The sequence below is a fragment of the Paradevosia shaoguanensis genome (genome assembly GCF_016801025.1).
GTDB classification, from domain to species: domain Bacteria; phylum Pseudomonadota; class Alphaproteobacteria; order Rhizobiales; family Devosiaceae; genus Paradevosia; species Paradevosia shaoguanensis.
Genome location: NZ_CP068983.1, coordinates 290,153 through 316,452, shown reverse-complemented (window position 1 = coordinate 316,452; position 26,300 = coordinate 290,153). Strand labels below are relative to the sequence as shown.

29 protein-coding genes are annotated in these 26,300 nt (G+C 64.9%); 15 read left to right on the top strand and 14 right to left on the bottom strand.

Translation table 11 applies throughout. The features are described 5' to 3' along the window. Nucleotides 1-47: 47 nt before the first annotated feature. From JNE37_RS01490 to JNE37_RS01480, 3 genes are all read left to right on the top strand, one after another. Nucleotides 48-638, top strand: a complete 591-nt coding sequence (locus tag JNE37_RS01490) for a hemerythrin domain-containing protein (protein WP_203065088.1) — start codon at nt 48-50, stop codon at nt 636-638. A gap of 65 nt (nt 639-703) precedes the next feature. After that, nucleotides 704-946 (top strand): DUF2188 domain-containing protein, encoded by a 243-nt coding sequence (locus tag JNE37_RS01485; protein ID WP_035028018.1) that lies wholly within the window; start codon nt 704-706, stop codon nt 944-946. Nucleotides 947-996: 50 nt separating this feature from the next. Further along, on the top strand, nt 997-1,878 hold the full coding sequence (locus tag JNE37_RS01480) for a Kelch repeat-containing protein (protein WP_246513461.1): 882 nt from the start codon (nt 997-999) through the stop codon (nt 1,876-1,878). Here the strand turns inward: JNE37_RS01480 and JNE37_RS01475 are convergent, their stop codons facing one another. Next, the gene (locus JNE37_RS01475; protein ID WP_035027908.1) at nt 1,879-2,313 is read right to left on the bottom strand and encodes a VOC family protein; all 435 of its coding nucleotides are present in this window, start codon (nt 2,311-2,313) and stop codon (nt 1,879-1,881) included. A gap of 13 nt (nt 2,314-2,326) precedes the next feature. Beyond that, nucleotides 2,327-2,617 (bottom strand): DUF3175 domain-containing protein, encoded by a 291-nt coding sequence (locus tag JNE37_RS01470; RefSeq protein ID WP_203065087.1) that lies wholly within the window; start codon nt 2,615-2,617, stop codon nt 2,327-2,329. 123 nt (nt 2,618-2,740) lie between these two features. Here JNE37_RS01470 and JNE37_RS01465 point away from each other — a divergent pair, with 123 nt between their 5' ends. Continuing rightward, nucleotides 2,741-3,598, top strand: coding sequence for a CHAD domain-containing protein (locus tag JNE37_RS01465; RefSeq protein WP_203065086.1), 858 nt, complete (start codon nt 2,741-2,743; stop codon nt 3,596-3,598). Between the two features lie 48 nt (nt 3,599-3,646). On the opposite strand, the gene JNE37_RS01460 is transcribed toward JNE37_RS01465, so the two are convergent. Then, nucleotides 3,647-4,927, bottom strand: a complete 1,281-nt coding sequence (locus tag JNE37_RS01460) for an NAD(P)/FAD-dependent oxidoreductase (protein ID WP_203065085.1) — start codon at nt 4,925-4,927, stop codon at nt 3,647-3,649. 89 nt (nt 4,928-5,016) lie between these two features. Further along, the gene (locus tag JNE37_RS01455; RefSeq protein ID WP_203065084.1) at nt 5,017-6,717 is read right to left on the bottom strand and encodes an MFS transporter; all 1,701 of its coding nucleotides are present in this window, start codon (nt 6,715-6,717) and stop codon (nt 5,017-5,019) included. Between the two features lie 145 nt (nt 6,718-6,862). On the opposite strand from JNE37_RS01455, the gene JNE37_RS01450 reads away from it, so the two are divergent. Beyond that, nucleotides 6,863-7,324, top strand: coding sequence for a MarR family winged helix-turn-helix transcriptional regulator (locus JNE37_RS01450; protein ID WP_035027893.1), 462 nt, complete (start codon nt 6,863-6,865; stop codon nt 7,322-7,324). Nucleotides 7,325-7,365: 41 nt separating this feature from the next. Here JNE37_RS01450 and JNE37_RS01445 read toward each other — a convergent pair whose 3' ends face one another. Both JNE37_RS01445 and JNE37_RS01440 read right to left on the bottom strand, forming a co-directional pair. Further along, the gene (locus JNE37_RS01445) at nt 7,366-7,872 is read right to left on the bottom strand and encodes a YidB family protein (protein WP_035089328.1); all 507 of its coding nucleotides are present in this window, start codon (nt 7,870-7,872) and stop codon (nt 7,366-7,368) included. A gap of 17 nt (nt 7,873-7,889) precedes the next feature. Further along, nucleotides 7,890-8,144: a GlsB/YeaQ/YmgE family stress response membrane protein gene (locus JNE37_RS01440; protein WP_035027887.1), complete on the bottom strand. Its 255-nt coding sequence runs from the start codon at nt 8,142-8,144 to the stop codon at nt 7,890-7,892. Nucleotides 8,145-8,287: 143 nt separating this feature from the next. On the opposite strand from JNE37_RS01440, the gene dusA reads away from it, so the two are divergent. Continuing rightward, nucleotides 8,288-9,307, top strand: coding sequence for a tRNA dihydrouridine(20/20a) synthase DusA (dusA, locus tag JNE37_RS01435; RefSeq protein ID WP_203065083.1), 1,020 nt, complete (start codon nt 8,288-8,290; stop codon nt 9,305-9,307). Nucleotides 9,308-9,362: 55 nt separating this feature from the next. On the opposite strand, the gene JNE37_RS01430 is transcribed toward dusA, so the two are convergent. Both JNE37_RS01430 and JNE37_RS01425 read right to left on the bottom strand, forming a co-directional pair. After that, nucleotides 9,363-10,049 carry a retropepsin-like aspartic protease family protein gene (locus tag JNE37_RS01430; RefSeq protein WP_052152050.1) on the bottom strand — a complete coding sequence of 229 codons (687 nt, stop codon included), beginning with the start codon at nt 10,047-10,049 and terminating at the stop codon, nt 9,363-9,365. Nucleotides 10,050-10,106: 57 nt separating this feature from the next. Then, nucleotides 10,107-10,670, bottom strand: coding sequence for a DUF1003 domain-containing protein (locus JNE37_RS01425; RefSeq protein ID WP_182397795.1), 564 nt, complete (start codon nt 10,668-10,670; stop codon nt 10,107-10,109). 159 nt (nt 10,671-10,829) lie between these two features. Here JNE37_RS01425 and JNE37_RS01420 point away from each other — a divergent pair, with 159 nt between their 5' ends. Then, a complete protein-coding gene (locus JNE37_RS01420) occupies nt 10,830-11,504 on the top strand; it encodes a glutathione S-transferase family protein (protein ID WP_203065082.1) in 675 nt (224 codons plus the stop codon). On the opposite strand, the gene JNE37_RS01415 is transcribed toward JNE37_RS01420, so the two are convergent. Then, nucleotides 11,501-12,346, bottom strand: coding sequence for an adenosylcobinamide-GDP ribazoletransferase (locus JNE37_RS01415; RefSeq protein ID WP_203065081.1), 846 nt, complete (start codon nt 12,344-12,346; stop codon nt 11,501-11,503). The genes JNE37_RS01420 and JNE37_RS01415 overlap by 4 nt on opposite strands. 121 nt (nt 12,347-12,467) lie before the next feature. Between JNE37_RS01415 and cobT the strand changes: the two genes are divergently transcribed. Further along, nucleotides 12,468-13,484, top strand: a complete 1,017-nt coding sequence (cobT, locus tag JNE37_RS01410; protein ID WP_203065080.1) for a nicotinate-nucleotide--dimethylbenzimidazole phosphoribosyltransferase — start codon at nt 12,468-12,470, stop codon at nt 13,482-13,484. 104 nt (nt 13,485-13,588) lie between these two features. Here cobT and JNE37_RS01405 read toward each other — a convergent pair whose 3' ends face one another. Beyond that, nucleotides 13,589-15,118: a sensor histidine kinase gene (locus JNE37_RS01405; protein WP_081840333.1), complete on the bottom strand. Its 1,530-nt coding sequence runs from the start codon at nt 15,116-15,118 to the stop codon at nt 13,589-13,591. A 114-nt stretch (nt 15,119-15,232) separates the two neighbouring features. On the opposite strand from JNE37_RS01405, the gene JNE37_RS01400 reads away from it, so the two are divergent. From JNE37_RS01400 to JNE37_RS01390, 3 genes are all read left to right on the top strand, one after another. Then, nucleotides 15,233-15,781, top strand: a complete 549-nt coding sequence (locus tag JNE37_RS01400; RefSeq protein ID WP_203065079.1) for a thermonuclease family protein — start codon at nt 15,233-15,235, stop codon at nt 15,779-15,781. Nucleotides 15,782-15,882: 101 nt separating this feature from the next. Beyond that, the gene (locus JNE37_RS01395) at nt 15,883-16,362 is read left to right on the top strand and encodes an Lrp/AsnC family transcriptional regulator (protein WP_035027875.1); all 480 of its coding nucleotides are present in this window, start codon (nt 15,883-15,885) and stop codon (nt 16,360-16,362) included. A gap of 76 nt (nt 16,363-16,438) precedes the next feature. Beyond that, a complete protein-coding gene (locus JNE37_RS01390) occupies nt 16,439-17,413 on the top strand; it encodes a ribose-phosphate diphosphokinase (protein ID WP_035027872.1) in 975 nt (324 codons plus the stop codon). A gap of 414 nt (nt 17,414-17,827) precedes the next feature. Here the strand turns inward: JNE37_RS01390 and JNE37_RS01385 are convergent, their stop codons facing one another. The 3 genes from JNE37_RS01385 to JNE37_RS01375 all read right to left on the bottom strand — a co-directional run bounded on the left by JNE37_RS01385 (nt 17,828) and on the right by JNE37_RS01375 (nt 21,268). Next, complete coding sequence (locus JNE37_RS01385) at nt 17,828-18,610, bottom strand: IS110 family RNA-guided transposase (protein ID WP_246513459.1); 783 nt, start codon at nt 18,608-18,610, stop codon at nt 17,828-17,830. Between the two features lie 945 nt (nt 18,611-19,555). Next, complete coding sequence (moaA, locus tag JNE37_RS01380; RefSeq protein ID WP_203065077.1) at nt 19,556-20,590, bottom strand: GTP 3',8-cyclase MoaA; 1,035 nt, start codon at nt 20,588-20,590, stop codon at nt 19,556-19,558. Between the two features lie 84 nt (nt 20,591-20,674). After that, complete coding sequence (locus JNE37_RS01375; RefSeq protein WP_035027866.1) at nt 20,675-21,268, bottom strand: L,D-transpeptidase; 594 nt, start codon at nt 21,266-21,268, stop codon at nt 20,675-20,677. Between the two features lie 249 nt (nt 21,269-21,517). On the opposite strand from JNE37_RS01375, the gene rpiA reads away from it, so the two are divergent. The 4 genes from rpiA (at nt 21,518) to JNE37_RS01355 (ending at nt 25,715) form a co-directional block, all read left to right on the top strand. Further along, entirely contained in the window at nt 21,518-22,210 is a 693-nt protein-coding gene (rpiA, locus tag JNE37_RS01370) for a ribose-5-phosphate isomerase RpiA (RefSeq protein ID WP_203065076.1), read from the top strand. Between the two features lie 31 nt (nt 22,211-22,241). Continuing rightward, entirely contained in the window at nt 22,242-22,772 is a 531-nt protein-coding gene (locus JNE37_RS01365) for a DUF2059 domain-containing protein (RefSeq protein ID WP_035027862.1), read from the top strand. A gap of 101 nt (nt 22,773-22,873) precedes the next feature. Next, nucleotides 22,874-24,250 carry a glutathione-disulfide reductase gene (gorA, locus tag JNE37_RS01360; RefSeq protein ID WP_203065075.1) on the top strand — a complete coding sequence of 459 codons (1,377 nt, stop codon included), beginning with the start codon at nt 22,874-22,876 and terminating at the stop codon, nt 24,248-24,250. Nucleotides 24,251-24,341: 91 nt separating this feature from the next. Further along, nucleotides 24,342-25,715, top strand: coding sequence for a class II 3-deoxy-7-phosphoheptulonate synthase (locus tag JNE37_RS01355; RefSeq protein ID WP_035027856.1), 1,374 nt, complete (start codon nt 24,342-24,344; stop codon nt 25,713-25,715). Here the strand turns inward: JNE37_RS01355 and JNE37_RS01350 are convergent. Further along, nucleotides 25,712-26,137, bottom strand: a complete 426-nt coding sequence (locus tag JNE37_RS01350; protein ID WP_035027853.1) for a response regulator — start codon at nt 26,135-26,137, stop codon at nt 25,712-25,714. The two genes, JNE37_RS01355 and JNE37_RS01350, sit on opposite strands and share 4 nt — an antisense overlap. Nucleotides 26,138-26,300 lie beyond the last annotated feature (163 nt).

The window sequence follows — 26,300 nt, the reverse complement described above, 5'->3', positions numbered from 1 at the left end:
TTTGGTGCCGTCTTGAGGCGGCGCCGGCCGGGGCCTATTTTCCGGGCATGAAGATCGCACCCGAACTCTGGCTCCCCAATCGCACGGACAAGCTCCCGGCCGACATCGCCTATCTGCGCGAAAAATACCCGCGCGAAACCTGGGACGAGCACCGCAATTTCGGCGAGACGGCAGCGTTCTGGCTGCAGATGCACGACATGTTCCGCGAACTGGGCGGCATGCTCAAATCCGCTACCCACCAGTTCCGTGAAGACGCCATCGCGCCCGATGATTTCCATCGCTTCTTCACGCCGCGCCTGCGCTATTTCCTGCAGCACCTCGAAGGCCACCACCAGGTCGAGGATTACAATTACTTCCCGCTCTTCCGCAGCCACGACAAGCGCCTCATCGTCGGCTTCGATCTCCTCGAGGAAGACCATGAAGTGATCCACGATCAGCTTGCCGCATCCGCCGAAACCGCCCGCGCCATGCTGGCCGCGCTCCATGAGGAGGGCGACGCCCGTCGTTTCGCGGCCGATGCCTATGCCGACAAGTCCGATAAGCTTCTCGATTGGCTGCTGCGCCACCTCGATGACGAGGAGGATCTGGTCATTCCCTCCATCCTCGAGCACACTGAAGGTGCGCTTTTCGGCCGGTGATCGTCCGCGCGCCGCAACTCAACTCGGCCCTTCGGCGTTCCACCGACGCAATGGAGGATCCTGTCATGACCCAGGAAATCAAATACGAGATCGTGCAGCACGACGGCGGCTGGGCCTATAAGCTCAACGGCGTCTTCTCCGAACCCTTCCGCACGCACGACGAAGCCCTGGCCGCCGCACGCGAAGCCGCGTCCCGCCAGGAACTGCCCGACGAAACCCGCGACATCCTCTACGAGGACGAACGCGGCGTCTGGCACAATGAGGAATCGGAGGGTGACGATCGCCCGGATGCGGAAGTGATCCCCTGACCGCCATCCGCCGTACGCTGGGCATCCTTCTCGCGCTGGCAGCCCTCGCGGTGCCGGCGCTCGCGCATGATGCTGCCTGGACCACCGGCGCCACCGCGCCGGCCCAGCGCTCCGAAGTCGGCGCCGCTATTGCGGGCGGAAAGGCCTACATCATCGGCGATTACAACGGCGCCACCGGCGTCCTGGTCTACGATCTTGCTGCCGACGCCTGGAGCGAGGCGTCGGCCTTCCCCTACCACGTGCACCATCCGATGAGTGTCGGCCTCGATGGCAAGATCTACGTCTTCGGCGGCTACGTCGATGGCTGGCAGGCTTCTGCGAAATCCTGGGTCCTCGACCCCGGTAGTCAAGCCTGGACGCCGCTCGCCGACATGCCATCGCCCCGCGCCGCCGGTGGCGCTGTTGCCATCGACGGCAAAATCTACGTCGTCTCCGGCAGCACCACCAACGCGGTCAACGTCCCGACCGTCGAAGCCTACGACCCCGCGAAAAACACCTGGACCGCCCTCGCGCCCATCCCCACGCCGCGCGATCACCTCTCCATCGGCGTCATCGACGGCAAGGTTATCGTCGCCGCCGGCCGCGTGGATGGCGATCCGGCCCACAATCTCGGCACGCTCGAAATCTACGATCCTGCCACCGACACTTGGTCAACCGGCCAATCCATGCCCACACCCCGCAGCGGCGCCGCGTCGGCAGTGCTCGATAATCGCCTCTATGTCCTCGGCGGCGAAACCCGCACCGACGTCTTCTCCGAAGTCGAGGCCTACGACCCTGCCACCGACACGTGGCAGCAATTGCCGCCGCTCCCGACGCCCAGGCACGGCTTCGTCGCCATCGTCCATGATGGGGTCATCGTCACGCTGGTCGGCTCCCCGACCGCCGGTGGCGGCCGTTCCGGCACCGTCGAAATCCTCGCTCCCGACACCTGATCATTCCGCGGCCGGCGCCTGCGTCTGGGCGTTGGTCTGCCACGGATTGTAGGTGCCGATGCACCAGAGATATCCCTCCGGGTCGTAGCAGATGAACGTATCCCCGCTCTCGGTGTCGCGGCGAAGCTCGCCCACGATCATGCCGCCGGTCAGCGCCACCTTGTCGAACACCGCCTGTGCGTCCTCCACCACCAGATACGGGCTTTGCATGACGCCGCGCAGCGCCTTGGGGGTGGATTGCACCTGGTTGAATTCGTTGTCCTTGGGCGAGCCGAGCATGATCATGCCATCGCCCAGCGTCAGCTCCGCATGGGCGACACCGCCCTTGTCGTCGGGATAGACCGCCCGCGGCGTGAAGCCGAACGTATCGCACAGCCAGTCGATCATCTTCGGCGCGTCTTCGTAGATGAGGGTTGGAATGACGAGGCTACCCATCGTGCTCCTCCGCTTAGTGTTTAATCTCGCGGCCGAAATCCTTGCGGAGTTCCTCCTTGGCCGCTTCGAGCGTCTTGCGGTGTTTCGCGTCGAGATTCTTGCCCGCGCGGTTTATGTAGAACGTCAGCATCGACATCGCCGATTGATAGGCGCTGCCCTTCCTGCGGTTGCTGTGTTCCGCCGAACGTTTGAGTGAGTCCGCAATCTCCCTGGGGTCGTCGGATTCGAAGATATGCGGCACGAGATCAAGGGCATCGCTGTGCTTGGTGACCTCGCCCGACCACTTGTTCTGGGCATGCGGCATCGCGGCCTCCTTGTCGGAAATTGTCCTTGAGGCACAACCTTCCGTCAGAAGCCCCGGTTCCATTTTGTTTGATTGTGACGGTCGAGTGCCTTCCTGTGTCCCCGACAAATCGGAAAGGACGGCATGGCTTTCAAATTTGCTGCTGGCGAAACCATCGAAACGGGCCTCGGGCGCATCGTCGCCGAACAGGCCGCCAAGGCGGCACTGGCCGCGCGCGACGGCGCGGATGACCCGCAGGCGGCAATTCACGCCGTGCGCCGCCGCTGCAAGAAGATACGGGCCGCCCTGCGGCTCGTTCGCGGCAGCTTCCCCGATTATCGCCGCGAAAACGAAGCCGTCCGTGACGCCGCCCGCGCCCTCGGTCGCCTGCGCGACCGCCCGGTAGTCCTCCAGACTTACGATGCTCTCGTGCGCGAGGAAAACCTCAGCCCCGACACCGCCGAACGCGACCGACTCGTCCAAAGCCTCGCGACCAGCATGTCGGACGATCCCATCGCTGCCCTCGAAAGCTTCGCCGACGAGATGGATGAGCTCGTCGCCCGCTCCGAGGATTGGAAGCTCAAGCGCGACGGCTTCGTCGCGTTGGAGGAGGGGCTGGAAAAGACCTATCACCGCACGCGCAAGGCCCTGAAGGTCGCCCAGCGCCACCCGACAACGCTCCACCTCCACGACTGGCGCAAGCTCGCCAAGTATCACGGCCACCATCTTGGCCTCATCAGCCCGAGTGCGCCGCATATCCTGCTTGCCTCGCGAACCGCCGCCAATGATCTCGCCGACCTGCTCGGCCGCCACCACGATCTCGATATGCTGGCTGGCAGCCTGCCCGCCGACACGTCCCTGGCTCCCGCAATGGCCCGCCGCAAGCGCGAGCTCGAAGCCGAGAGTTTCCGCCTCGGCGGCGAGCTGACCGTAGAGCCTCCCGATGCCTTCGCAGCCCGCTGTTCGGCCTATTGGGCCGATTGGGTCGCCGAAAAGAAATGAGCGGGCCAATCGGCCCGCCCATCAATTCGTATCAACTCGGAGAACGCCTTACGGCCTGTGTTCCCAGCGGCCGCTCGCGTCGCCCTGCGTGATCAGGCGCGCGCTGCGACGGCCTGAAAGCAGCTGCAGCAGCCAGGTGATCGACACGAACAGGCGGTTCTTCACCCCGATCAGGAAGTAGATATGGGCCACGCCCCATACCCACCATGCCGGGAAGCCCTTGAGCTTGAGCCAGCCGAAATCGATCACTGCGGCGCGCTTGCCGATCGTCGCCAGGTCTCCGGCGTGCTTGTAGGCAAAGGTCGGCGGCTTCGTGCCGGCCAGCCGCGCCTTGATCGTCGCGGCGGCGTGCTTGCCGCCCTGCTTGGCCGCGTCGCCCACGCCCGGCACCGGACGTCCGTCCGGCCGCAGTGCCAGCGCCGTATCGCCCACCACGAAGATTTCGGGGTAGCCCGGCACCGTCAGGTCGGCCTCCACCTTCACACGGCCAGCGCGGTCCGCTTCCACGTCCAGCCACTTGGCTGCCGGCGAAGCCTGCACGCCTGCCGCCCAGATCACCGTGCGCGCCGCCAGTCGCTGGCCGCCATAGACCACGCCCTCGCGGTCGATCTCGGTCACCGCCCGGCCCAGTTCCACTTCGACGCCCAGCTTGCGCAGCGCGTCGAGTGCATAGGCCGAAAGCTCCGGCACGAAGTTGAGCAGCACACGGTCCGCCGCCTCGATCAGCACGACGCGTGCGTCCTCGGGACGGATATTGCGGAAGTCGCCACGCATGCTGGCTTCCGCCAGTTCCGTGATCGTGCCCGCCAGTTCCACGCCCGTTGGGCCCGCACCGATGATGACGAAGGTCAGCAGCGCCTTGCGCCGCGCCTCGTCGGGCTCGCGCTCGGCCTGCTCGAACGCCAGCAGCAGGCGGCGCCGGATGGCGGTCGCGTCTTCCAGCGTCTTGAGGCCGGGAGCGTTGGGCTCCCATTCGTCGTGCCCGAAATAGGCATGCCGCGCGCCCGTCGCCAGGATCAGGCTGTCATAGGGTATCCGCGCGCCGTCCTCGAGCAGCACTTCGCGCGCTTCCTTGTCCACGCCCGTCACGCTGCCGAGGAGGGTCTTGATGTCCTCCTTGCCGCGCACGAGGCTCCGGATCGGCCAGGCGATATCCGAAGTCGCCAGGGCGGCCGTCGCCACCTGGTAGAGCAGGGGCTGGAAGAGGTGGTGGTTTCGTCTGTCGACGAGTGTGATGTCGAGACCGCTTCCGGCCAGCTTCTGGGCGGCCATCAGGCCCCCGAAACCGCCGCCAACGATGACGACCCTGTGCTTCGCATTGCCGGTCATTCTCAAGAGCCCTCCGACGTCGCTCCTGTCCTTAGGTTAGAAGCGACGTCTGTTTCGGCAATCCCTTCCCCTTCAGGACTGCCATGCGTTCATTCCGCAGCAGCCCGCATGGCTGCCTCCTCGACAGCCTCCTGCTGACGGGTCGACCCACCCAGCCACGACGCCAGCGCCGAAAGCAGGTACAGCAGCATCGAGATCGAGAAGGCGATCTTGATGCCCACCATGAATGGGCCCGAAAGCAGGTCCGGGAAGAACGTCTGTCCCGTAATCACGGCAGCATGATCCGGCGGCAGGGCCGCCAGAGCCGTCGCTGGGATGAGTTCTCCCATCGGATTATAGCCGAGGAAGGCTGCAAATAGGCTAGCCACGGGCGGAGCGCTAGCGACTTGTGCTGCGACATCCTGAGGCAGGCCCTCTGCCACCAGCCGCGCTTCCATAGTCCCGGGCAGGCTCATCGCCAGCCCCAGGATCATCAGCGTGAAGAAGATGCCGATGGAAAGCACCTGTCCGGCATTGAGCGTCGTCGCCCGCACGCCCGAAGCCTGCCCGCGTTCCGCCGCCGGCACCGCATTCATGATCTGCGTGCTGTTGGGCGCGCTGAACAATCCCGTGCCGACGCCGTTGAGGAACAGCAGCAGCGCGAAGATGGGGTAGGGGAAGTTCGCCTCGAGCAGCATCAGCCCCAGGAACGTGAGCGCGCCCACCACCATGCCGATGGCTGCAAAGAGCCGCGCCCCGAACCGGTCGGCGAGAATGCCCGCCACCGGCCCTGCGATCAGGATGCCGAGCGTCAGCGGCAGCATGAAGATGCCGGCCCAGAGCGGGGTGGATTCGAACGTATAGCCATGCAGCGGCAGCCAGATGCCCTGCAGCCAGACGATCAGCATGAACTGCAGCCCGCCGCGCCCGATGGACGAAAGCATGCTGGCCGAAACGCCCGCCGCGAACGGCCGGATGCGGAAGAGCTTGAGGTCGAACATCGGCAGCTTCACCCGCTTCTCGATGGCGAGGAACGCCACGAGGAAGATAATGCCGAAACCCAGCTCCATCAGCACCTTGGGGCTGCCCCAGGCCATCAGCGAGGCGCCATCCGGCTGGATGCCGTCATTGACCCCGACAAGGATGAGGATGAGGCCCACCGCGAAGGTGATGTTGCCCCACCAGTCGAGCTTGCCATGCACCTGCCGCACGCCGCGATCGCGCAGCATGGCGAGGCCCCAGAGCGTCCCGATCAGGCCGATCGGCACGTTGATCCAGAAGATCCAGCGCCAGTTGATGTCTGCCAGCAGTCCGCCCAGGATCAGGCCGATGAACTGGCCCGCAATGGCCGCCATCGTGTTGATGCCCAGCGCGAAGCCGCGCTGATGCGGAGGAAACGCGTCGACGAGAATAGCCGTCGATGTCGCCGTGATCATGGCCCCGCCCACGCCCTGCAGGATACGCATCCACACCAGGTACCCCGCCGCGCTCGGTCCCGTCGGCATGAAGCTGAGGAGGAGGGCGGCGATGGTGAAGATGATGAAGCCGATATTGTAGATCCGCGCCCGGCCATACATGTCGGCCAGCCGCCCGAACGTCACCACCAGCACCGAGGTCACCACCATGTAGCCCATGATGGTCCAAAGCAGCGTGTTGGTATTGCCCGGATCCAGCGGATGCAGCCCGATGCCCCTGAAAATGGCGGGAAGGCTGATGAGAATGATCGAGGAATTCACCGTCGAGGCGAGCACCCCGAGCGTCGTGTTCGAGAGCACCATCCACTTGTGGGTGCCGTTTTGCGTCGATGTCATATGTGTGCGTGCGGAAACGAAAGGTTTCGGCTGCCGGGCAGGGGAGGCGGCCCGAACGGTCGTATCCCGCGGTAGTCGGAGGGTGTCTGGACGCGCCCTCGTCGCGCAATTGCAAAGCTTATAATTAGTATGCTAATTAATTCATATGACAGATTTTGCAAACCTGCTGCGCGATTTCACCGCCGATATCGCTGTCGCCCACCGGCACTGGAAGAAGATGTCGCGCCACGTCCTGGTTCAGCATGGCGTCACTGAAGCGGGCGCCATCCCGCTCGTCTGGATCAGCCGCATGGGCGAAAACGTGCACCAGAATGTCCTCGCCGAGCGCTGCGGCCTCGAAGGCGCCTCGCTGGTCCGTTTGCTCGATGATCTGCAGAAAGCCGGGCTTGTCACCCGTACGCCCGATCCCAACGACCGCCGCGCCAATCTCCTGCGCCTGACGCCCGAAGGCCGGGCTGCGGTCCGCAACATCGAAATCGACATGGACGCCTTCCGCGAACGCGTTCTCGCTGACGCCGATCCCGCCGACATCGAAGCCGCCATGCGCGTCCTCGCCATCATCAAGGCCAAGGCCGCCAGCGGCGAAGCCCTCGACCCCGCCGCCTGAGAAAAAGGGCCCCGCCACAAGGCGAGGCCCAAACTTTCCGGCTACGAGCCGATCACGCGTTGTCGCACTTCCTGGTCCGTCGCCGGGAAATTCCCGTCGGGCGTGGCCCGGTCGACCGCCTGCGGAATGACCGAAGCCAGCCGCTGGACCAGTTCGTCATAGGAAATGCCCGCTTTCTGCGCGAGCGCCGTCAGCGTATCGCGCCCAAGGGCAGTCTCCACCTGATCGGTCGAAAGCCCCTGCGTCGGCACGCCTGGTGTCACCCAGGAATCCGCCGTTTCCTGCTGCCCGGCATTGCGGAACGTCGAGAGCAGTTCGTCCAGCCCGTTCTTGAGCGAGCCGCCGACCTCGGAAGCCGTCCGGCCCACGACGTTGCCCGCATCGTTGAGCGTCTCGCCGAACTTGTTGTCTGCACCAGTGCCCGCACCCGCGCCCGAGCCGCCGCCGACCTGTCCGAGCACCTGCCCGATCTTGTCCCGGTTCTGGTAGCCGGCCACGGCCAGCAGGCCCAATAGCGCGAGCAGGGACGGCATCTTGTTGTCTGCCATGATGGATCTCCTTGGGTTTAGGCACGCCTGCGGCTGAAAAAGCCCCAGACCAGCAATACGATGACAGCGCCCACGATGGCGCCGATCAGCCCGGCTCCTTCGCCGGCCGAATACCAGCCGATGGCCTGGCCGAGATAGGTCGCGACGAACGCCCCGACCACGCCGAGCAGCGCGGTCAGCACGAAGCCTGACGGTTCGTTGGCGCCGGGTACGATGAATTTGGCGACGATGCCTGCGATGAGGCCGATGATCAAAGTCCAGATGATGCCCATCTTTTCCCTCGGGTCATGAAGTCATCGGTCTAAACGGGAACACTCCGCTTTGGTTGCCCGCCGCCCGCGACCGGCGCACTGCGCATGGCAGATTGAACCCAGCGTGTTTTGCGCTGGCCGGCCAAATTGTGTATGGCCACGCCATGACCTCTTTCGACCTCGAGCAGGCGCGCCGCTTTTCCGTGGCGCCGATGATGGAATGGACCGATCGGCACTGTCGCGTGCTGCATCGGTTGCTGACCCGTCATGCCCTGCTGTTCACCGAAATGGTCACCAGCGCCGCCCTGGTCCATGGCGATCCCGAGCGCCATCTGCGCTTCAGCGCCGTCGAGCAGCCCGTCGCCGTCCAGCTTGGCGGCTCCGATCCGGCCGAGCTCGCTCGCGCCGTCGCCCTCTGCGACCAGTACGGCTATGCCGAGATCAACCTCAATGTCGGCTGCCCGTCCGATCGCGTGCAGTCGGGCCGTTTCGGCGCCTGCCTCATGGCCGAGCCTGATCTCGTCGCCGAATGCGTCCGCACCATGCGCGACGCCACCGATACGCCGGTCACCGTCAAGTGCCGTATCGGCATCGATGATCAGGATACCGAGGAAAGCCTCGACCGCTTTGCAGACAAGATGGTCGCCGCCGGCGTCGATGCGCTTTACGTCCATGCCCGCAAGGCCTGGCTCAAGGGGCTGAGCCCAAAGGAAAACCGCACCATCCCGCCGCTCGATTATCCGCGCGTCTACCGCCTGGCCCAGCGCCTCGCGCCGCTGCAGATGATGATCAATGGCGGCATCGAAACGCTCGATGAGGCCGACGAGCATCTCCGGCACATGTCGGGCGTGATGCTCGGCCGCGCCGCCTACCACAATCCCATGCTGCTGGCCGATGTCGATGCTCGCATCTTCGGCGCGCCCGCCGAGCGCATGACGCTGCGCGAAATCATGCTGGCCATGGCCGCCTATGCCGATGGTGAAATGGCCCGCGGCGCCCGCATCAACCAGATCACCCGCCACATGCTTGGCCTCGCCAACGGCCTCCCCGGCGCCCGCGCCTTCCGCCAGATACTCTCAGTGGATGCCTGCAAGCCCAACGCCGGCCCGGAAGTCCTTTTCCAGGCCCTCGAAGCTGTGGAAGCCGCCGCCGACCGCCAGGACCGCGTGCTGCTCCCGGCGTGACGCCGTCTCGATGTCTCTTCGCCGGGACGGCGCGATCTACGGACGCGTCCGTGCGCTAATTCACCAATTCCAGCGAATTGCTGCTCACCGCGTACCGCGTAAGCGTCTCCAGGAACGTCATGCCCAGCAGGCTCGTATCGAGTGCATGTTCTTCTGCCACGAACGCCCGCACGCCCTCGCGCTCGATCCCGCCCACATTCATGTGCCCCAGCTTGACGCTGGCCGCCTTGCCCATGCCGTTGGCCGTCGACACCGAAACCGTGTAGCGCAGCGAATCCGTATCGATCCCTGCTTTCCTTGCGTCCTCGGCCGTCAGCACGACGGCGCTGGCGCCCGTATCGAAGATCAGCGGAATGTCGGCGCCGTTGATGCTGGCGCGCACCTGGAAATGTCCGCCCATGCCGCGGCGGAACGTGGCCGTACCGTTCTGGCTGTCCACCACCGCGATACCCGGCGCCAGTTCGCCGAACACGCGCCCGGCCAGGTTCTGGATATCGTCGCGCAGCGTATAGCCCACGATGGCGACGCCGAAGATGCCCATCCACAGCACCAGCCCGCCGAAGAGTTCGGCAAACCGGCGGCGGCGCGTGAACAGCCCGCCCGCGATGACGATGAGGATGACGAGCAGCGGCACCAGCTGGCCCGTCTGCTGTTGGGTCAGCCCGACGAAGCTCCCCGCATCGGCGCTGATCAGAAGGGCGAGGCCGGCGGCAACCAGCAGGGCGACTCCGATGAAGATCATACGCTCTTGGGCCTCGTCACGTGTACAGCTTCCATAAAGGTTGGCTTTGCGGCGAATTCAAGTAGCACCTGCCCGCTTTTCCGTGATGAGCCGGTTGAGCAGGGTAATCTGCTCCTCCTGGTACTTCACCAGCGCCTCCAGTTGCTGGGTCCGCATCTGGTCGAATTTTTCGTGCAGCGCAATGATCTCGATCTCAGCCTTGAGGTTGACCTCGTAGTCATGCGCCGCCGCGTCCCGGTCCTTCGCCGCCTGCCTGTTCTGGCTCATCATGATGACGGGAGCCTGAAGCGCCGCCAGCATCGAGAGCAGCAGGTTGAGGAAAATGAAAGGGTAGGGGTCGAACGCCCGGCCGGCCATTACGAGGTTCAGTCCCGCCCAAAGCGCCAGGAACAGGATGAAGGCCGTAATGAATGTCCACGAGCCGCCGAAGCGCGCCACCTGGTCGGCCAGTTTCTCGCCCAGCGAGAGCTTGTCGCGGTCTTCCAGCGGGAAGCGCGAGATTGTCCGACGCCCCATGGCCTGCCGCAACACCCGCAACTCGCTGTCGAGCAACTGGTTGGCTGCCTTGCCGAACCAGCGGTTGGCGGCCTCGTCGAGCGCGGAGGTGGAAAAATGGCTCATGCGTTTCTCCCGAACTTGGCCGGCCGGGAGCTTTTTCTCCCGCCGGCCGGTTAGACAAAAAGACAATTGTCCGTGTGGCTGGATTTCTGGTTATCTGGTTACTGGAATGGCCTAGGTGCCGTATGGTAACTATTGGGTCGATCGTTCAAGGAACCCGAAATGGCCAAGCTTACCCTCATCAGCTTCCCCACCTGCCCCTATGTCCAGCGCGCGATTATCGCGCTCAAGGAGAAGCACGTCGACTTCGACGTCGTCTACATCGATCTAGCCAACAAGCCCGACTGGTTCCTGGCCATCTCCCCGCTCGGCAAGGTGCCCGTGCTCAAGGTGGAGCAGGATGACGGCCGCGAAGGCGTCATCTTCGAAAGCGCCGTGATCCTCGAATACCTCGAAGAGACCGCGCCGGGCGCCAAGCTGCACCCGGCCGATCCGCTCGAGCGCGCCCAGCACCGCGCCTGGATGGAATTCGGCTCGCAAGTCCTCGCCGACATCTGGAAGCTCTCCGTCGCCGGCAGCGAAGCCGATCTCGATGCCGCCGAGAAGGCGCTCTACGCCAAGTTCGCGCGCCTCGAAAACACCGTCGTCGGTCCGTTCTTCGCCGGCGAGAAGTTCAGCAATGTCGATGCCGTCTTCGGCCCCGCCTTCCGCCAGATCGACGCCATCGAATCCGTGACGCCCACGGGCCTGCTCGACGCTTTCCCCAAGCTCAACCAGTGGCGCCAGGCGCTGCGCGAGCGCGAAAGCGTCCGCACCGCCGTGCCGTCCAACTTCGTCGATCTCTACCTTGAGCGCCTGCGCAACAACGGCGCCGCCGTCCTCAAGAAGGCCGCCTAGACGAAGATCAGCACTGCCGCAAACACCGCGACCTCGAGGAGCGCCTGCAGCGCTCCGATGAGGTCGCCAGTTTGCCCGCCCAGCAGCTTGCGGCACACCTGCGTCCAGCCCAGCGCCACCCCGATGGTGAAGACGATGGCCGTCAGGAACGCCAGCAGCCCCGCCGCCGGCGCCATGAAGACGAACCCGAGCACCAGCGCGAACGCCGCCCCGATCCCGAACGCCGTCTTCCCCACGCGTCCCGCCGCCGCCGACACCCCGTCCGCCCGCGCATTGGGCAGCGCCACCGTCAGCCACAGCGCTCCCGACCGCGCCAGGATCATCGTCGCCAGCCAGATCGCCCCCGCCTTGAGCGGATGAATGGCCAATATCGAACCCAGCGCCGCCACGCGCGCGATCAGCAGCAGCCCCAGCGCCGTCACCCCATAGGTGCCGTGCCGGCTGTCCTTGAGGATCTCCAGCCGCCGCTCTTTCGTCGCGCCCCCGAAAAGCCCGTCCGCCGCGTCGGCCAGCCCGTCCTCGGCCATGGCCCCCGTCGCCACCACGGCAACGGCCACCGCCAGCGCCGCTACGAAAAGCGGCGGCATGGCCAGCCAGCCGCCCAGCATCAGCACCGCCACCGGCGCGACCCCGATCACGAGGCTCGCAAACGGCAATACGCGCGCGATCCGGTTGAGATCGGGCTTTTCGTGCGGCCTGTCCCCCACCGGCAGGCGCGAGAAGAAGCGCAGGGCCATGATGAGGTCGTCAGCCATCCGCACCGGCTTGGGCGGGCGCGGCGCGTTGTCGTTGGAGCGGCGCGGAATGGGGCGTTCGCTTTCGGTGGGCGGTGCGACGTCCAATTTGTCCTCGGTTATGGGGGATTCGATTTGCCTTTATCATCTCATCGCTTCGACTTCCCGGCAAATTAGTGGCAATGAATGCAGGCCCGCGAGTCTCAACCGTCCTTCACTGGAGCCGCCCATGTCCGCCGCCGCTTACGCCGATATCGTCGACCTTCTGGCCATCGTCCCGGAGGGTGACGAAGCCGCCGTCGAAGCGATCCGCGCCCGCGAGGCCACGCTGACCAAGCCGCGCGGCTCCCTCGGCAAGCTCGAGGAACTCGTCGAATTCCTCGGCCGCTGGCAGGGTACGAGCGAACCTACGCTCGAAAATCCGATGGTTGCCATCTTCGCAGGCAATCACGGCGTCACCGAGCAGGGCGTTTCCGCCTTCCCGCGCGAAGTCACCGCGCAGATGGTCGCCAACTTCACCAATGGCGGCGCCGCCATTTCCCAGATCTGCGCGCTGCACGAACTCAACCTGCGCGTCTTCGAGCTGGCGCTTCAGTTGCCCACCGGCGACATCACCCGCGCCCCCGCCATGGACGACAAGATGTGCGCCGCCACCATCGCCTACGGCATGGAGGCCATAGCCGGCAAACCCGATCTCCTGTGCCTGGGTGAAATGGGCATCGGCAACACCACCGTCGCCGCCGCGGTCTTCGCCGCCCTCTTCGGCGGCAAGGGCGCCGATTGGGTTGGACGCGGCACCGGCATCGACGACATGGGCCTCTCCCGCAAGGTCGCCGCCGTCGACAACGCCCTGACATTCCACGCCGGCCACCTCGAAGATCCGCTCGAAGTCCTCGCCCGTGTCGGCGGCCGCGAGATCGCGGCCATGCTCGGCGCCCTCGTCGCCGCCCGCCACCAGCACATCCCCGTCATCATCGATGGCTTCGTCGCCACCGCTGCCGCCGCCGTGGCCTACGCGGTCAACCCCGCCGCCATCGACCACTGCCTCTTCGCCCACGTCTCCGCCGAAAGCGCCCACGCCCGCGCTCTCAAGGCCATGGACAAGAAGGCGCTCCTCGATCTCGGCCTTCGCCTGGGTGAAGGCAGCGGCGCCGCCATGGGCGCCGTCCTCGTCAAGACTGCCCTCCACCTCCACAACAACATGGCCACCTTCACCGAAGCCGCCGTCAGCGGCAAAGCGCAGTAAACCTCTTTCGAGCCAGTAACTGGATCGAGCACCTCCCCCCTTTGCGGGGGAGGTTGGGAGGGGGGAGCCCCAACATCAAAGTTAGGGCAGGGCCCCTACGGCCCTTAACTCGCGTCCGAGTAAATCTGCAGCCGCGGCCGCCGCTCGACCACCGGGGCCAGCGCATCCATCACTCGCGCCCGCGGGAACGTGGCGATCACCTCGGTCCCGAAGCGCAGCTTCGAGAAGAGGTCGAACCGCCCCTGGTGCAGCTCCATGATCCGCTGCACGATCGGCAGGCCCAGGCCCGCGCCTTGCTCCGCCGTCTTCTGCGCCAGCGAGCCCTGGCCGAACGAGGAGAGCACCGTCTCGATCTCTTCCTGCGGAATGCCCGGCCCGTTGTCGCGCACCGAGATCAGCTGCCCGCCATCGGCCGACCGCGCCACATTGAGCGCGATCTTGCCCGATTGCGGCGTGAACTTCACCGCGTTGGAAAGCAGGTTCAGCATCACCTGCCGGATGGCGCGCTCGTCGCCCCAGAGCTTGGGCAGGTTGTCGTCATAGGTGAAGTTGAGCTCGATGCCCTTGGCCTTGGCGCGGATTTCGACCATCCGCCGGCAATCCTCGGCGATATCGATGAGCTGCACCGCCTCTTCGTTGAGGTCGTACTTGCCTGCCTCGATGCGCGACAGGTCCAGCAACTCGTTGATGAGGTTGAGCAGGTGCTGCCCGCTGGCATGGATGTCGCCCGCATATTCCTTGTACTGCGGCACCCCATGCGGCCCCAGCAGTTCGGATTTGAGCACTTCGGAAAACCCGATGATCGCGTTGAGCGGCGTACGCAGCTCGTGGCTCATCGTGGCGAGGAACTGGGATTTGGCGATATTGGCCTGCTCGGCATGGCGCCGCGCTTCGTCCGACATCTGCCGCGCTTCTTCCAGCTCGGTAATCAGCGCATCCTTCTCGGCCTGGTGCGCCACCGTCTCCAGCTCCGAGCCGTGCAATTGCCGCGCGAGATAGACGAAGAAGAACTCCCCGCCCACCGCCACGGCCGCCAGCGCATAGTTGAGCGTGCCGCCCAGCACCACGAGGTTGATGCTCACCGTCAGCACGGCGGGCAGCGTGCTCACCAGCGTCGCCGCCGGCAGCGTGCGCGTAGCCACTGCATTGGTTGCCGCGCCCACCAGCACCATGGCGAAGAGCGCCACCGCCAGGTTCTGCCCGCCTCCGGTCAGCGTAAACAGCGCCACCAGCGCCCAGGCAATGCCATATCCGGTTTCCGCCGCCACGAAGCTGGCGGTGGTCCGCTGTGCGTCGAACTTTTCCTTGTCGGCGGCAATGAAGCGGCGGCAGACGAACACCACCGCGAAATGCGCCGCGATCACCGCGCCCGCCCATGCCGCGGCCGCCAGCGGCGGCACCCAGAGGCTGGAGAACAGCGCCAGGATCACCAGCAGCACCGGCATCGTCAGCGCGCCCGAAACGCGTGACGCTGCATAATCTGCAAGCAGCTTGTAATCGTAGGAAGCGAGAGTGCCCGAGCTCGAGGTGAGCCGCTGCCGTGCCTCGAATACGGCTTTTTGGGCCGTACGGCGCGGTCCCCGGCCCATCATGGACCGGACATCGGTCTCACTCGTAGCCGGATCGAACGGCATGTACTCTACTCGGTTACTGACTGATGCGAATAAGAAACGCTTTCGCTACTGTGGGATAAAGCCTTGCCACGTCGTAGTTAATGGTCGGTGAAGAGATTGCCTGCTCGTCGCAAATTGAAATCACGCCGAGCCGGCCTCGCCCAGTTCCTTCTCGTCGTCCTTCTCCTGGGCGCGGGCGCCGTGGCCGTCGCCATGCTCGACACCCGCGAGCCCATTTCCGGCGCCGCCTATGTCAATGACGGCGACACCATAACCATCGATCGCCAGCGCATCCGGATCGTGGGCATCGACGCCCCTGAACTGGACCAGCCCTGCACCGACGCCGGGGGCGTCCAATGGCGTTGCGGCCGCAGTGCGCGCGAGCATCTGGTCGACCTGGTCGCCAACAAGCCCATTAGCTGTGTATCCGAAGGGCGCGACAAGTACGGACGCATACTAGGACGATGCCGCGCGGGCGACATCGACCTCGGCGCGGACATGGTCGAAGCCGGCCTCGCCGTCTCCTACGGCGACTACAAGGTCCGCGAGACCCTGGCCCGGGTGAACGCACGCGGCATCTGGGCGGGCTCGTTCGAAGTGCCCCAGCAATGGCGCCGGACCCGTGGAGAGGATGAAGGCACGTTCGACCTTTGGGGGTGGCTGCTAGCCCTGTGGCGGAGTTGACAAGCGAAAGATTATTGCTTTGATGCAGGCCATGGGATAGGTGACGTGCAAATATTCTTGGATTTCACTCCAAAATTCGCAAACTCATTTCGGGGGCTGTAATGGCGCTTGACAAGATCGATCGTAAAATTCTGACGCTCCTTCAGAAGGATGCGACGATGCCGGTGGCCGAGATCGGCCGCAAGGTCGGTCTGTCCACCACGCCCTGCTGGCGCCGCATTCAGAAAATGGAAGAAGATGGCGTCATCAAGCGCCGCGTCGCTGTGCTCGATCCTGTCAAGGTCAATGCCGGCGTCACCGTCTTCGTCGCCGTCAAGACGAACGAGCATAACGAGACCTGGCTGCGCAAGTTCGCCGCCGTCGTCGAGGACTTTTCCGAGGTCGTCGAGTTCTACCGCATGAGCGGCGATGTCGATTATCTCCTGCGCGTCGTCGTGCCCGACATCGGCGCCTACGACACCTTCTACAAGAAGCTCATTGGCAAGATCGCGCTCACCGATGTGAGTTCGTCCTTCGCCATGGAGCAGATAAAGTACACCACCGCGCTGCCTCTGGAATTCGCCATCGTCAGCGACGAATAGCACCGCGCGCCGCCGCTGCTTGATTGTGACGTTCGACTCGCGATAAGGCCCGCCCACAGGCGGGGAGGCGATAGCCATGAACGAGATCACGGTTTTCAGTGGCAGTGCTCACCCCGAGCTGGCTGCCGAGATATGCAACTATCTCGGCGTTCCGCTGCAGGAAACGCGGCTCAAGCGCTTCTCCAACGATTGCCTCGAAGTCCAGCTTCAGGCCAATTGCCGTGAGAAGGACGTGTTCATCGTCCAGACGCTGAGCGCTCCGGTGCAGGAAAACCTCGTCGAGCTGCTCCTGATGCTTGATGCCGCGCGCGGCGCCTCGGCTTCCCGCATCACCGCGGTCATCCCGCACTTCTCCTACGCCCGGTCCGACAAGAAGGACAGCCCGCGCATTTCCATCGGCGGGCGTCTGGTCGCCGATCTCCTGGTCACCTCCGGCGCCAACCGCGTCCTCACCATGACGCTGCACTCGCCCCAGGTACACGGCTTCTTCAGCGTCCCGGTCGATCAGTTGCACGCCCTGCGCGAGCTCGCCGAGCATTTCCAGCGCTATGACCTGAGCCGCGCCGTCGTCGTTTCGCCTGATCTGGGCAACGCCAAGAACGCCGCCGCCTTCGCCAAGCGCCTCGGTGTCCCCGTCGCCGCCGGCGCCAAGGAGCGCATCAGCGACACCCAGGTTCGCATCACCGCGCTCATCGGCGAAGTCCGCAATCGTGACGTCATCGTCCTCGATGACGAAATCGCCAGCGGCGGCTCGATCATCGAGCTGCTCCAGCACCTGCGCGCCCACGGCGCCCGCTCGGTCCGTATCGCCACCACCCACGGCATCTTCGCCCGCGACGCCGTCGCCCGCATCGCCGCCGAGCCCGATATCCTCGAACTCGTCTGCACCAACACCGTCCCCATCGCCCCCGAAAAGCGCCACCCCAAGCTCACCGTCCTGTCGGTCGCCCCCGCGCTGGCCGAAGGCATGCGCCGCATCAACACCGGCGAATCCGTAAGCGCCCTTTTCGCCGACACGCCATCGCCGCCAAAGGCCGCGATCTCAGGCTGATACTACCGGGCAGGGACCAGGCAACCACCACGCCAACCACCGTCCCCGTCATCCCCCTCACCATCCCCACCACCGCACTTCCCCGGACTTGATCCGGGGCCTATTGCCCCCCTCCACCCGAGTGGAGATACCCGTAGGCCCCGGCTCTCCGCCGGGGAAGATCGAGAGGGTGGCGCGGAATTCTATTCAGCGCGAGATCCCGCCCCATCGCCCTCGCCCCTTGTGGGAGAGGGTGCCCGAAGGGCGGGTGAGGGGGGCAACCACCGAGCCCCCTCATCCGGCGCTACCGCGCCACCTTCTCCCACAAGGGGACAAGGAAACTGAGGCACTATCCGACCTCACCCCACCACCCCATCCTCATCTTCCCCGGCCACAAACTCCATCTTCCCCAGCCGCAGAGCCGGCAACTGTAATTCAGGTTGCGAAGCGTGTTCGGGTTTTCATCATGGCGTTGATGGTGACGAGGAGCTTTCTGGCGAGGGCGACGAGGGCGGGCTTGGGTGGTTTTCCGGCCTGGCGCAGGCGGTGGTAGAAAGCGTTGAGAGGCGATTGTGTTCGCAAGGATGCGACGGCGGCCATGTAAAGGGCCTGACGGACGCGGCGGCGGCCACCGCGGATGGAGCGCTGTCCGCGCCGTAGGCCGCTATCGTTGTTGAGCGGGGCCAACCCGGCCAGGGTGGCGATCTGCTTGCCCGAGCGCCGGCCCAGTTCGGGCATCAGGGCGGCCAGGACAGAGGCGGTGACCGGGCCGATGCCGGGCACCGAGCGGATCAGGGCCTGGTCCTGTGCCAGGGCGGCATCGCTGCCGATCTGGTTCTGGATTTCGACCTCGATGGCGGCGATGGCCTGGTTGAGGCCGGCCATGTGCCGGTCCAGGTCGGCGCCGATGAAGGGATCGGTCATCTCGATCCGGCGCTGCTTTTCCTGGGTGCGCATGGCCACCAACTGGTCGCGGCGGCGGCTGAGCAGGCCGAGCCGCTCGCGTCCGGCCTCGGGCAGCGGGTCGGCCACGAGGCGCAGGGCCCGGCCCATTTCGGCAAGCATGGCCGCATCGAGCGCATCGGTCTTGGCGAGCCGGCCGCTGGCCCGCGCAAAGTCACGGGCCCGCTGCGGATTGACCCGGACATGGCCGATCCCGGCCAGCGCCAGTCCGGCGCGCAAGCTCTTGTCGTAAACCCCGCTCGCCTCCAGCACCACGAGAGTGCCTCCCGCTCCAGCGTGGCGGCGAATGCGGCGATGGCGTCCATGGTGTTGGCGATCCGCTGCACGCCCTCCCCGCCGGAAGAGGCGATATCCAGCCAGGCTTTCGAAACGTCGATTCCAATCCAGGTCGGTGATAGGGTCATGGGCCTGTCCCTGTGATCCGAGGTCCGTCTCGAGCGGCCTCGCGCAACTGTTCAGGTGTTTGTCAAAGCGGGCGGGGACCCGTGCCGGCTCTCGGTCTTTAAACCTGGGGCCCAACGGTCTCCCGCCCGTACCCAATATGACACAGCTCAATTACACAGGGGCCCATGGCCCGCCCAGCAAGCCCCGCGGTTCCAACGCCCTCGCCCCAGCCACCATCTCCGGCCCATGGCCCAGGGTCCGTACTCAGTTGCACCGGTAGATGAGGTTGCGATGGCCACCCCACCCACCGAACTTCCCCGGACTTGATCCGGGGCCCATTGCCACCCTCCACCCGAGTGGAGATATCCGTGGGCCCCGGCTCTGCGGCCGGGGAAGTTCAGTGGTTGTGGCGCGGCAGACGGACAGCGCTTCCGTTGGCATCTGTCGGATGGGGAAATAAGCGCTCTGGGGTGCCGGGACTTATTGAGTACGAACCCTAGGAATTTCCCACCTTCTGGCCACCCCAAAAACTTATCCACCCCCCGGGCCCGCCGGGCTAAACTACCGCCGCCCACTCATAACCCAGCCATCGTCCCGAGAGTCGCCGCCCTCAAAACATCCCCCCGATTTCACTCCAAACCGCCGCAAAACCCCGCAAACATCGTCAAAATTCCCCCGAAATTGAGTCAAAATTTAACGATTTGCCGTCGCGTCGTTTCGAAACACCAATAAAAATCAACGCCGTAACGACGCTGACTCCTCCAAAACTTCGCAAAAAACCGCCGAAACCCCGTGAAACAATGTTTCACGCGCCTCTCACCCGCCGGTAACGCTCATATGCCGGGTCAGCGCCGGCTCCGCGTGGCTTCGGTCGAGCACGAAGTCGTGCCCCTTGGGCTTGAGCAGCATGGCCCGGTCCAGCGCCCCATCGAGCGCCCCGACGCCGCCTTCACGCAGCGCCACCCGCAGGTCGACCATGTCTTCCTGCCCCAGGCACATATAGAGCTGCCCGGTCGCCGTCAGCCTCACCCGGTTGCAGCTCTCGCAGAAATTGTGGCTCATCGGCGTGATGAAGCCGAGCACCCCGCCGGTCTCCTCCACCCGCACATAGCGGGCAGGGCCCCCGGTCGTCTGGTTGAGCCGGGTCAGCGTATAGCGTGCCGCCAGCCGGTCGCGCAGTTCCTTGAGCGGCAGGTACTGGTCCACCCGGTCGACGCCGACTTCGCCCAGCGGCATACCTTCGATCAGCGTCAGCCCGTAGCCGCGCCCATGCGCCCAATGCAGCATCGGCTCGATCTCGTCGTCATTGACGCCGCGCATCGCCACCATGTTGATCTTGATCGCCAGCCCCGCCTGCTGCGCCGCCTCGAGCCCCACCAGCACGTCCTCGATCCGTCCCCGCCGCGTGATCTCGGCGAACCGCGCCGGGTCGAGCGTATCGAGCGACACATTGAGCCGCCGCACGCCCGCTGCCGCCAGCCCCTCCGCATAGCGCGCCAGCTGGCTGCCATTGGTGGTAAGCGTCAGCTCCTCCAGCCCCTTGCCGAGATATCCGCCCAGCTTGCGGACCAGTTCCATGATGTCGCGCCGCACCAGCGGCTCGCCACCGGTCAGTCGCACCTTGCGCACGCCGCGCGCGACGAACGCCCGCACGATCGCGTCGATCTCCTCGAAGCTGAGCACGTCCTTCTTGGGCAGGAACGTCATGTGCTCGGACATGCAATAGACGCAGCGGAAGTCGCACCGGTCGGTAACCGATACGCGCAGGTAGCTGATCGTGCGTCCGAAGCGGTCGACCAGCGGCCGCGTCGCCGCGCCGTCGATATCCGCCGATTGGAAGAGAACCGTCATGGCCCAAGGTTTACAGCGGCATGCGCCAAACAGAAAGGGCCGACCCTTGGGTCAGCCCTGCAAATTCCAGTGTTGTCCGAACCCTTACTGGTGGACGACGACCGTGGCGCCGACCTTGGCGCGCTCGTAGAGATCGGTCACGTCCTCATTGGTCAGGCGGATGCAGCCCGACGAGACGGCCTGGCCGATGGTCCAGGGCTCGGACGTGCCATGCAGGCGATAAAGGGTCGAGCCGATATAGAGCGCACGGGCGCCAAGCGGGTTGTTCGGGCCGCCGGGCATATAAGCCGGCAGGTCCGGAACGCGCTTGCGCATGGCCGGCGGCGGCGTCCAGCCGGGCCATTCCGCCTTGCGGGTGATGCGGTGGGTGCCCGACCAGCGGAAGCCGTCACGGCCCACGCCGATGCCGTACTTCACCGCCTTGCCATCGTCCAAGACGAAGTAGAGACGGCGCTCGCTCGTCTCAACAACGATCGTGCCCGGAGCGAACTTGCCGGCGTAAGAAACGACCTCGCGCTTGATCGGCGAGCCACGTTTGCTTTTGGAAGCAACGACGGATGCTTCCTCCCAGCTATTGGTATCGGGATTATAGACGCGTGCGGCCGATGCGGGGGCGGCAAGCGAAATAGTAAGCAAAGCCGACAGCGCAACTGCTATCGCGGGCTTGAAGAAATTCATTTGTCCGACTGTGCCTCTGACAGTAAAGCCCGCGCGTCCACCCGCTTTGGGCCAGTGATTCCGGTGCTTACCCGGTTTTGATGAAGTCGCAAAGTTGCATGCCATGATTCGGCCACATCGCGGTAAGGTACAAACCAGTGTGTTGCTAGGAAGTTACAGCGCCCGTTCACCTATGCTTGAGGCCCCGGTTGACAAGGCCCCCCGCCGCCCTCTAGGGGCCTTGTTGGACGTCGTTATTTGGGGAAGCCGGTGAACGAAGATCTCAAGCGCGAAGCCGCCGCCATGGCGTTGCTCGAAGTGCGCCCCGGAATGAAGCTCGGTCTCGGCACCGGCTCGACGGCCAAACACTTCGTCGATCTCCTCGGCGCCAGGGTTGCCGAGGGCTTTGAAGTCCTTTGCGTCCCGACATCCGAAGTCACTGCCGCCCAGGCGCGCAGCCTCAATATTCCCCTCACCGATCTCGAAACCCTGCCGCATCTCGATATGACGGTCGACGGCGCCGACGAGATCGGCCCCGGCCTCGCCCTCATCAAGGGCGGCGGCGGCGCGCTCCTGCGCGAAAAGATCGTCGCGGCGGCTTCCGACCGCATGGTCGTCATCGCCGACGCTTCCAAGATGGTCGAGACCCTCGGCCGCTTCCCGCTCCCCATCGAAGTCAACGCCTTCGGCCTGGGCGCCACGCAGATCGAGCTCGAGCGGATCCTGAAACAGTTCGATGCCGACGGTGGTCTCGCCCTGCGCAAGACCAAGGCCGGCGAGACCTTCGTCACCGACGGCGGGCACTATATCTTCGATGCTTTATTTGGCCGTATTTCACAGCCAAAAGCGCTCTCGGATGCCTTGCTTGAAGTTCCAGGAGTGGTACAGCACGGTCTGTTTCTGGGCCTGTGCCAGCGTGCTTACGTGGCCGGTGCCGACGGCATCAAGACTTACGACGCCTGAACGGCGCAACCAAACGGGTGGACAACTCAATATGGGTACCAAAGCAATGACCAGTTTCCGCAAGCGCGCCGCGCTCGTCGTCGTGGCCGCGCTGTCGCTGGCCTCCGTCTCCTTCGCCTCCTTGCCGGCCATTGCGCAGGAACTTGCGCCCGAGCACATTGCGCTCGCCCGCAAGTATGTCGACCTTACCGACAAGTCCTCGGTCTACGAGATTGCGCTGCTCCAGGCCGGCGTGGCCACCATGCAGCAGCTCATCACCCAGAACCCGGAAGTCTCCAAGCAGCTCGACGCTGCCATCACCAAGACGCTCGACGAATACAAGGCCAAGAAGGGCGAGCTCCTCGACCAGTTCGCGCGCGTCTACGCGCTGCGTCTGTCGATGGAAGAACTCCAGCAGATCGTTGCCTTCTACGAGTCGCCGGCTGGCTCCAAGCTCGCCCAGGTGAACAGCGAGGCCAACCAGGACCTGCAGCGCGTCATGCAGGTGTTCCAGAACAACCTGCAGATCGAATTCATGTCGAAGGTCCGCGCCGACCTGAAGGCCCAGGGCATCAATCTCTGATCCGGCTGCAACCCAGCCATCCACGACTTAGGAAGGCCTCGCTTTGCGCGAGGCCTTTTCTTATGTAAGGGCAGCATCGTTTACCCAGCAGGAGTCGTCCCTTGAGCCAGACCTATGATCTCGTCGTGATTGGTGCAGGCTCCGGTGGCGTGCGCGCCGCTCGGGTGGCGGCAAACCTTGGTGCCAAGGTGGCGATCATCGAGGAATACCGGGTCGGCGGCACCTGCGTCATTCGCGGCTGCGTGCCCAAGAAGCTCTTCGTCTATGCCAGCCGCTTCACCGACATGTTCTCGATCGCCGAAAGCTTCGGCTGGCAGGTCGATGCCAAATTCGATTGGCCCACGCTCGTCGCCAACAAGGACAAGGAAATCGCGCGCCTCGAAGCCGCCTATGTCGCCGGCCTTGAAAAGCCGGGCGTAGAGATCATCCGCGATCGCGGCGAGCTGGTGGATGCCAATACCATCCGCCTCGTCAACTCCGGCACCGAGATCAAGACCCGCTTCGTCCTCGTCGCCACGGGCGGCCACCCTTACGTGCCCGATATCCCGGGCAGGGAACACGGCATCACCTCCAACGAGGCCTTCCACCTCAAGCGGCTACCGCACTCCATCCTCATCGAGGGCGGCGGCTACATCGCCGTGGAGTTTGCCACGATCTTCGCGGGCCTAGGTGTCCAGACTACCATCAACTATCGCGGCAACCAGATCCTGCGCGGCTTCGACGCCGACGTGCGCACCGGGCTTGAAGCAGGTCTTGAAGCGCGCGGCATCAAGCTGATCTACGAAACCACCATCCGTTCGCTCAAGCGCCACGACGAAGACATCACGGTCGAGTTCAGCGACGGCACCACCGCGCCCTACGGCGCCGTCATGTTCGCCACCGGCCGCCGCGCCAACATCCATGGCCTTGGACTGGACAAGGCCGGGGTCAAGCTCACGCCCGACAACTATATCGAGGTCGACGCCTATTCGAAGACCTCGGTCGACAACATCTACGCCGTCGGCGACGTCACCGGCCGCGCCGCACTGACGCCCGTCGCCATCCGCGAAGGGCAGGCTTTTGCCGAGACCCTGTTCGGCGGCAAGCCGACCGCCGTCGACCTCTCGCTGCTGCCGACCGCCGTCTTCGCCGAGCCGGAAGTCGGCGTCATCGGCCTCACCGAGGAGGAGGCTCTGACCGGGCACCCCGACCTCGAGGTCTACCTCACCCGTTTCCGGCCGATGATGAACACGCTCTCCACCCGCAGCGACCGCGTGATGATGAAGCTCATCACTGCCGCCAATGGCGGCAAGGTGCTGGGTGTCCATATCGTGGGGCCGAGCGCCGCCGAGATGATCCAGCTCGTCGCCATCCCCATGGCCATGGGCGCGACCAAGGCCGATTTCGACCGCGCCATTGCCGTGCACCCCACGGCGGCCGAGGAACTGGTGACCTTCAAGGCGCCGAGCTACAGCTACAAGGGTGGCGTCAAGCAATAACGTCCCTACCAATTGCTGCTTGGCACCGCCGCCCGAGCGCTGTAAACCGCCTCCAGCCCGCATGACGGGCAGACAAGGCGAGTAGCAGCACATGAGCACCTGGACCCCCGCAAGCTGGCGCGACAAACCCATCTCGCAGGTCCCGGCCTATCCGGACCCGGCGGCACTCGAGGATGCGGAGCGTCAGCTCGCCTCTTTCCCGCCGCTGGTGTTTGCCGGCGAGGCGCGCGAGCTCAAGACCTCTCTGGCCGAAGTCGCCCGCGGCAGGGCGTTCCTGTTGCAGGGTGGCGACTGCGCCGAAAGCTTTGCCGAGCACGGCGCCGACCACATCCGCGACTTTTTCCGCGTGTTCCTGCAGATGGCGGTGGTTCTGACCCACGGTGGCAGCAAGCCCGTGGTCAAGGTCGGTCGCATCGCCGGCCAGTTTGCCAAGCCCCGCTCGTCCGATACCGAAACCGTCGAAGGCGTCACGCTGCCGAGCTATCGCGGCGACATCATCCACGACATCGGCTTCTCCGAAGATGCGCGCCGCCCCGATCCGCAGCGCCTGCTGATGGCTTATCGCCAGTCGGCCGCCACGCTCAACCTGCTGCGCGCCTTCGCCTCGGGCGGCTACGCCGACCTCACCCGCGTCCACGAATGGACCGTCGGCTTCATGAAGGGTTCCAACTGGTTCCCGCGCTACGAGGAAGTGGCCAAGAAGATCGATGACGCCATCCACTTCATGGCGGCTCTCGGCCTCAACCCCGAGAACACACCGGCTTTGCGCGAGACCAAGTTCTATACCAGCCACGAGGCGCTGCTGCTCGGCTACGAGCAGGCGCTGACCCGCCGGGATTCCATCACCAACGACTGGTACGCCACCTCCGGCCACATGCTCTGGATCGGCGACCGCACCCGCCAGCCCGACCAGGCTCATGTCGAATACTTCGCCGGCATCAAGAACCCGATCGGCATCAAGTGCGGCCCGACGCTCTCCAGCGACGACCTGCTGCGCCTTCTCGACAAGCTGAACCCCAGCGATGAAGCCGGCCGCATCACCCTGATCGGCCGCTTCGGCGCCGACAAGGTGCGCGATCACCTGCCGCGCCTGATCGAGACCGTCCAGAAGGCCGGCCGCACCGTAGTCTGGTGCTCCGATCCGATGCACGGCAACACCGTCAAGGCCTCGACCGGCTACAAGACGCGCCAGTTCGAAAAGGTTCTCGATGAGGTCAAGGGCTTCTTCGAGGTGCACCGCCAGATGGGGACCTATGCCGGCGGCGTCCATATCGAGATGACCGGCGACGACGTCACCGAATGCACCGGCGGCGTTTCGGCCGTGACCGAGGCCAATCTCAAGGATCGCTACCACACCTATTGCGACCCGCGCCTCAATGCCAGCCAGGCGCTGGAACTGGCCTTCCTCGTCGCCGAGGAAGTGCACGCCCAGCCGGCTCGCCCGGCCAAGGTTGCGGGCGTCTAGGCCGCGCTGTCGAAAAGCTGAAGGCTGCGGGGAGGGGCGTGCCGCTCCTTTTCGCGGCGCGACACCGCAAAGCGGATCGCCTGCCGCAATTCGGCGTCGGCCACCGGCTTGGTCAATACGCCCAGCGTACCCGGCACGCCGTTCCCGAGCTGCTCGGGATTGGCTGTCATGAACAGCACCGTAATGCCCCGCTCCGCCAGGTCGCGCCCGATCTGCGGGCCGGTCGGACCATCGCGCAGGTTGATATCGACGAGCGCCACGTCCGCGCGTTCGGCGAGCCGCAGGGCGCTGGTCTTGTCCGCAGCGATGCCGACGGGCGCCAGGCCCATCTCGCCAAGGACACTTTCGATATCGATCGCGACCAGGATTTCGTCTTCGACGATCAGGACGCGTTCGGCGGATTTTTGAGTAGCTGTCGGCATTTCAAATCACTTTCAGACGCCCAACCCGCGACTCAGCCATATGGTTGCAACGCCGAACGCTCCATTCGCTAAGATTGAAAACAATAGTTACCGAAACTCTTAAGCCGCTCGCGTTTCGCAAGTGCTCGTCGGCCCGCCGCGCCAGCAGGGCAGGGCATTTAGG

Coding starts and splice junctions, on each gene's coding strand:
- JNE37_RS01490 (WP_203065088.1), top strand. CDS start 48: ATGAAGATCGCACCCGAACTCTGGCTCCCCAATCGCACGGACAAGCTC.
- JNE37_RS01485 (WP_035028018.1), top strand. CDS start 704: ATGACCCAGGAAATCAAATACGAGATCGTGCAGCACGACGGCGGCTGG.
- JNE37_RS01475 (WP_035027908.1), bottom strand. CDS start 2,313: ATGGGTAGCCTCGTCATTCCAACCCTCATCTACGAAGACGCGCCGAAG.
- JNE37_RS01470 (WP_203065087.1), bottom strand. CDS start 2,617: ATGCCGCATGCCCAGAACAAGTGGTCGGGCGAGGTCACCAAGCACAGC.
- JNE37_RS01465 (WP_203065086.1), top strand. CDS start 2,741: ATGGCTTTCAAATTTGCTGCTGGCGAAACCATCGAAACGGGCCTCGGG.
- JNE37_RS01460 (WP_203065085.1), bottom strand. CDS start 4,927: ATGACCGGCAATGCGAAGCACAGGGTCGTCATCGTTGGCGGCGGTTTC.
- JNE37_RS01455 (WP_203065084.1), bottom strand. CDS start 6,717: ATGACATCGACGCAAAACGGCACCCACAAGTGGATGGTGCTCTCGAAC.
- JNE37_RS01450 (WP_035027893.1), top strand. CDS start 6,863: ATGACAGATTTTGCAAACCTGCTGCGCGATTTCACCGCCGATATCGCT.
- JNE37_RS01445 (WP_035089328.1), bottom strand. CDS start 7,872: ATGGCAGACAACAAGATGCCGTCCCTGCTCGCGCTATTGGGCCTGCTG.
- JNE37_RS01440 (WP_035027887.1), bottom strand. CDS start 8,144: ATGGGCATCATCTGGACTTTGATCATCGGCCTCATCGCAGGCATCGTC.
- dusA (WP_203065083.1), top strand. CDS start 8,288: ATGACCTCTTTCGACCTCGAGCAGGCGCGCCGCTTTTCCGTGGCGCCG.
- JNE37_RS01430 (WP_052152050.1), bottom strand. CDS start 10,049: ATGATCTTCATCGGAGTCGCCCTGCTGGTTGCCGCCGGCCTCGCCCTT.
- JNE37_RS01425 (WP_182397795.1), bottom strand. CDS start 10,670: ATGAGCCATTTTTCCACCTCCGCGCTCGACGAGGCCGCCAACCGCTGG.
- JNE37_RS01420 (WP_203065082.1), top strand. CDS start 10,830: ATGGCCAAGCTTACCCTCATCAGCTTCCCCACCTGCCCCTATGTCCAG.
- cobT (WP_203065080.1), top strand. CDS start 12,468: ATGTCCGCCGCCGCTTACGCCGATATCGTCGACCTTCTGGCCATCGTC.
- JNE37_RS01405 (WP_081840333.1), bottom strand. CDS start 15,118: ATGCCGTTCGATCCGGCTACGAGTGAGACCGATGTCCGGTCCATGATG.
- JNE37_RS01395 (WP_035027875.1), top strand. CDS start 15,883: ATGGCGCTTGACAAGATCGATCGTAAAATTCTGACGCTCCTTCAGAAG.
- JNE37_RS01390 (WP_035027872.1), top strand. CDS start 16,439: ATGAACGAGATCACGGTTTTCAGTGGCAGTGCTCACCCCGAGCTGGCT.
- moaA (WP_203065077.1), bottom strand. CDS start 20,590: ATGACGGTTCTCTTCCAATCGGCGGATATCGACGGCGCGGCGACGCGG.
- JNE37_RS01375 (WP_035027866.1), bottom strand. CDS start 21,268: ATGAATTTCTTCAAGCCCGCGATAGCAGTTGCGCTGTCGGCTTTGCTT.
- JNE37_RS01365 (WP_035027862.1), top strand. CDS start 22,242: ATGGGTACCAAAGCAATGACCAGTTTCCGCAAGCGCGCCGCGCTCGTC.
- JNE37_RS01355 (WP_035027856.1), top strand. CDS start 24,342: ATGAGCACCTGGACCCCCGCAAGCTGGCGCGACAAACCCATCTCGCAG.
- JNE37_RS01350 (WP_035027853.1), bottom strand. CDS start 26,137: ATGCCGACAGCTACTCAAAAATCCGCCGAACGCGTCCTGATCGTCGAA.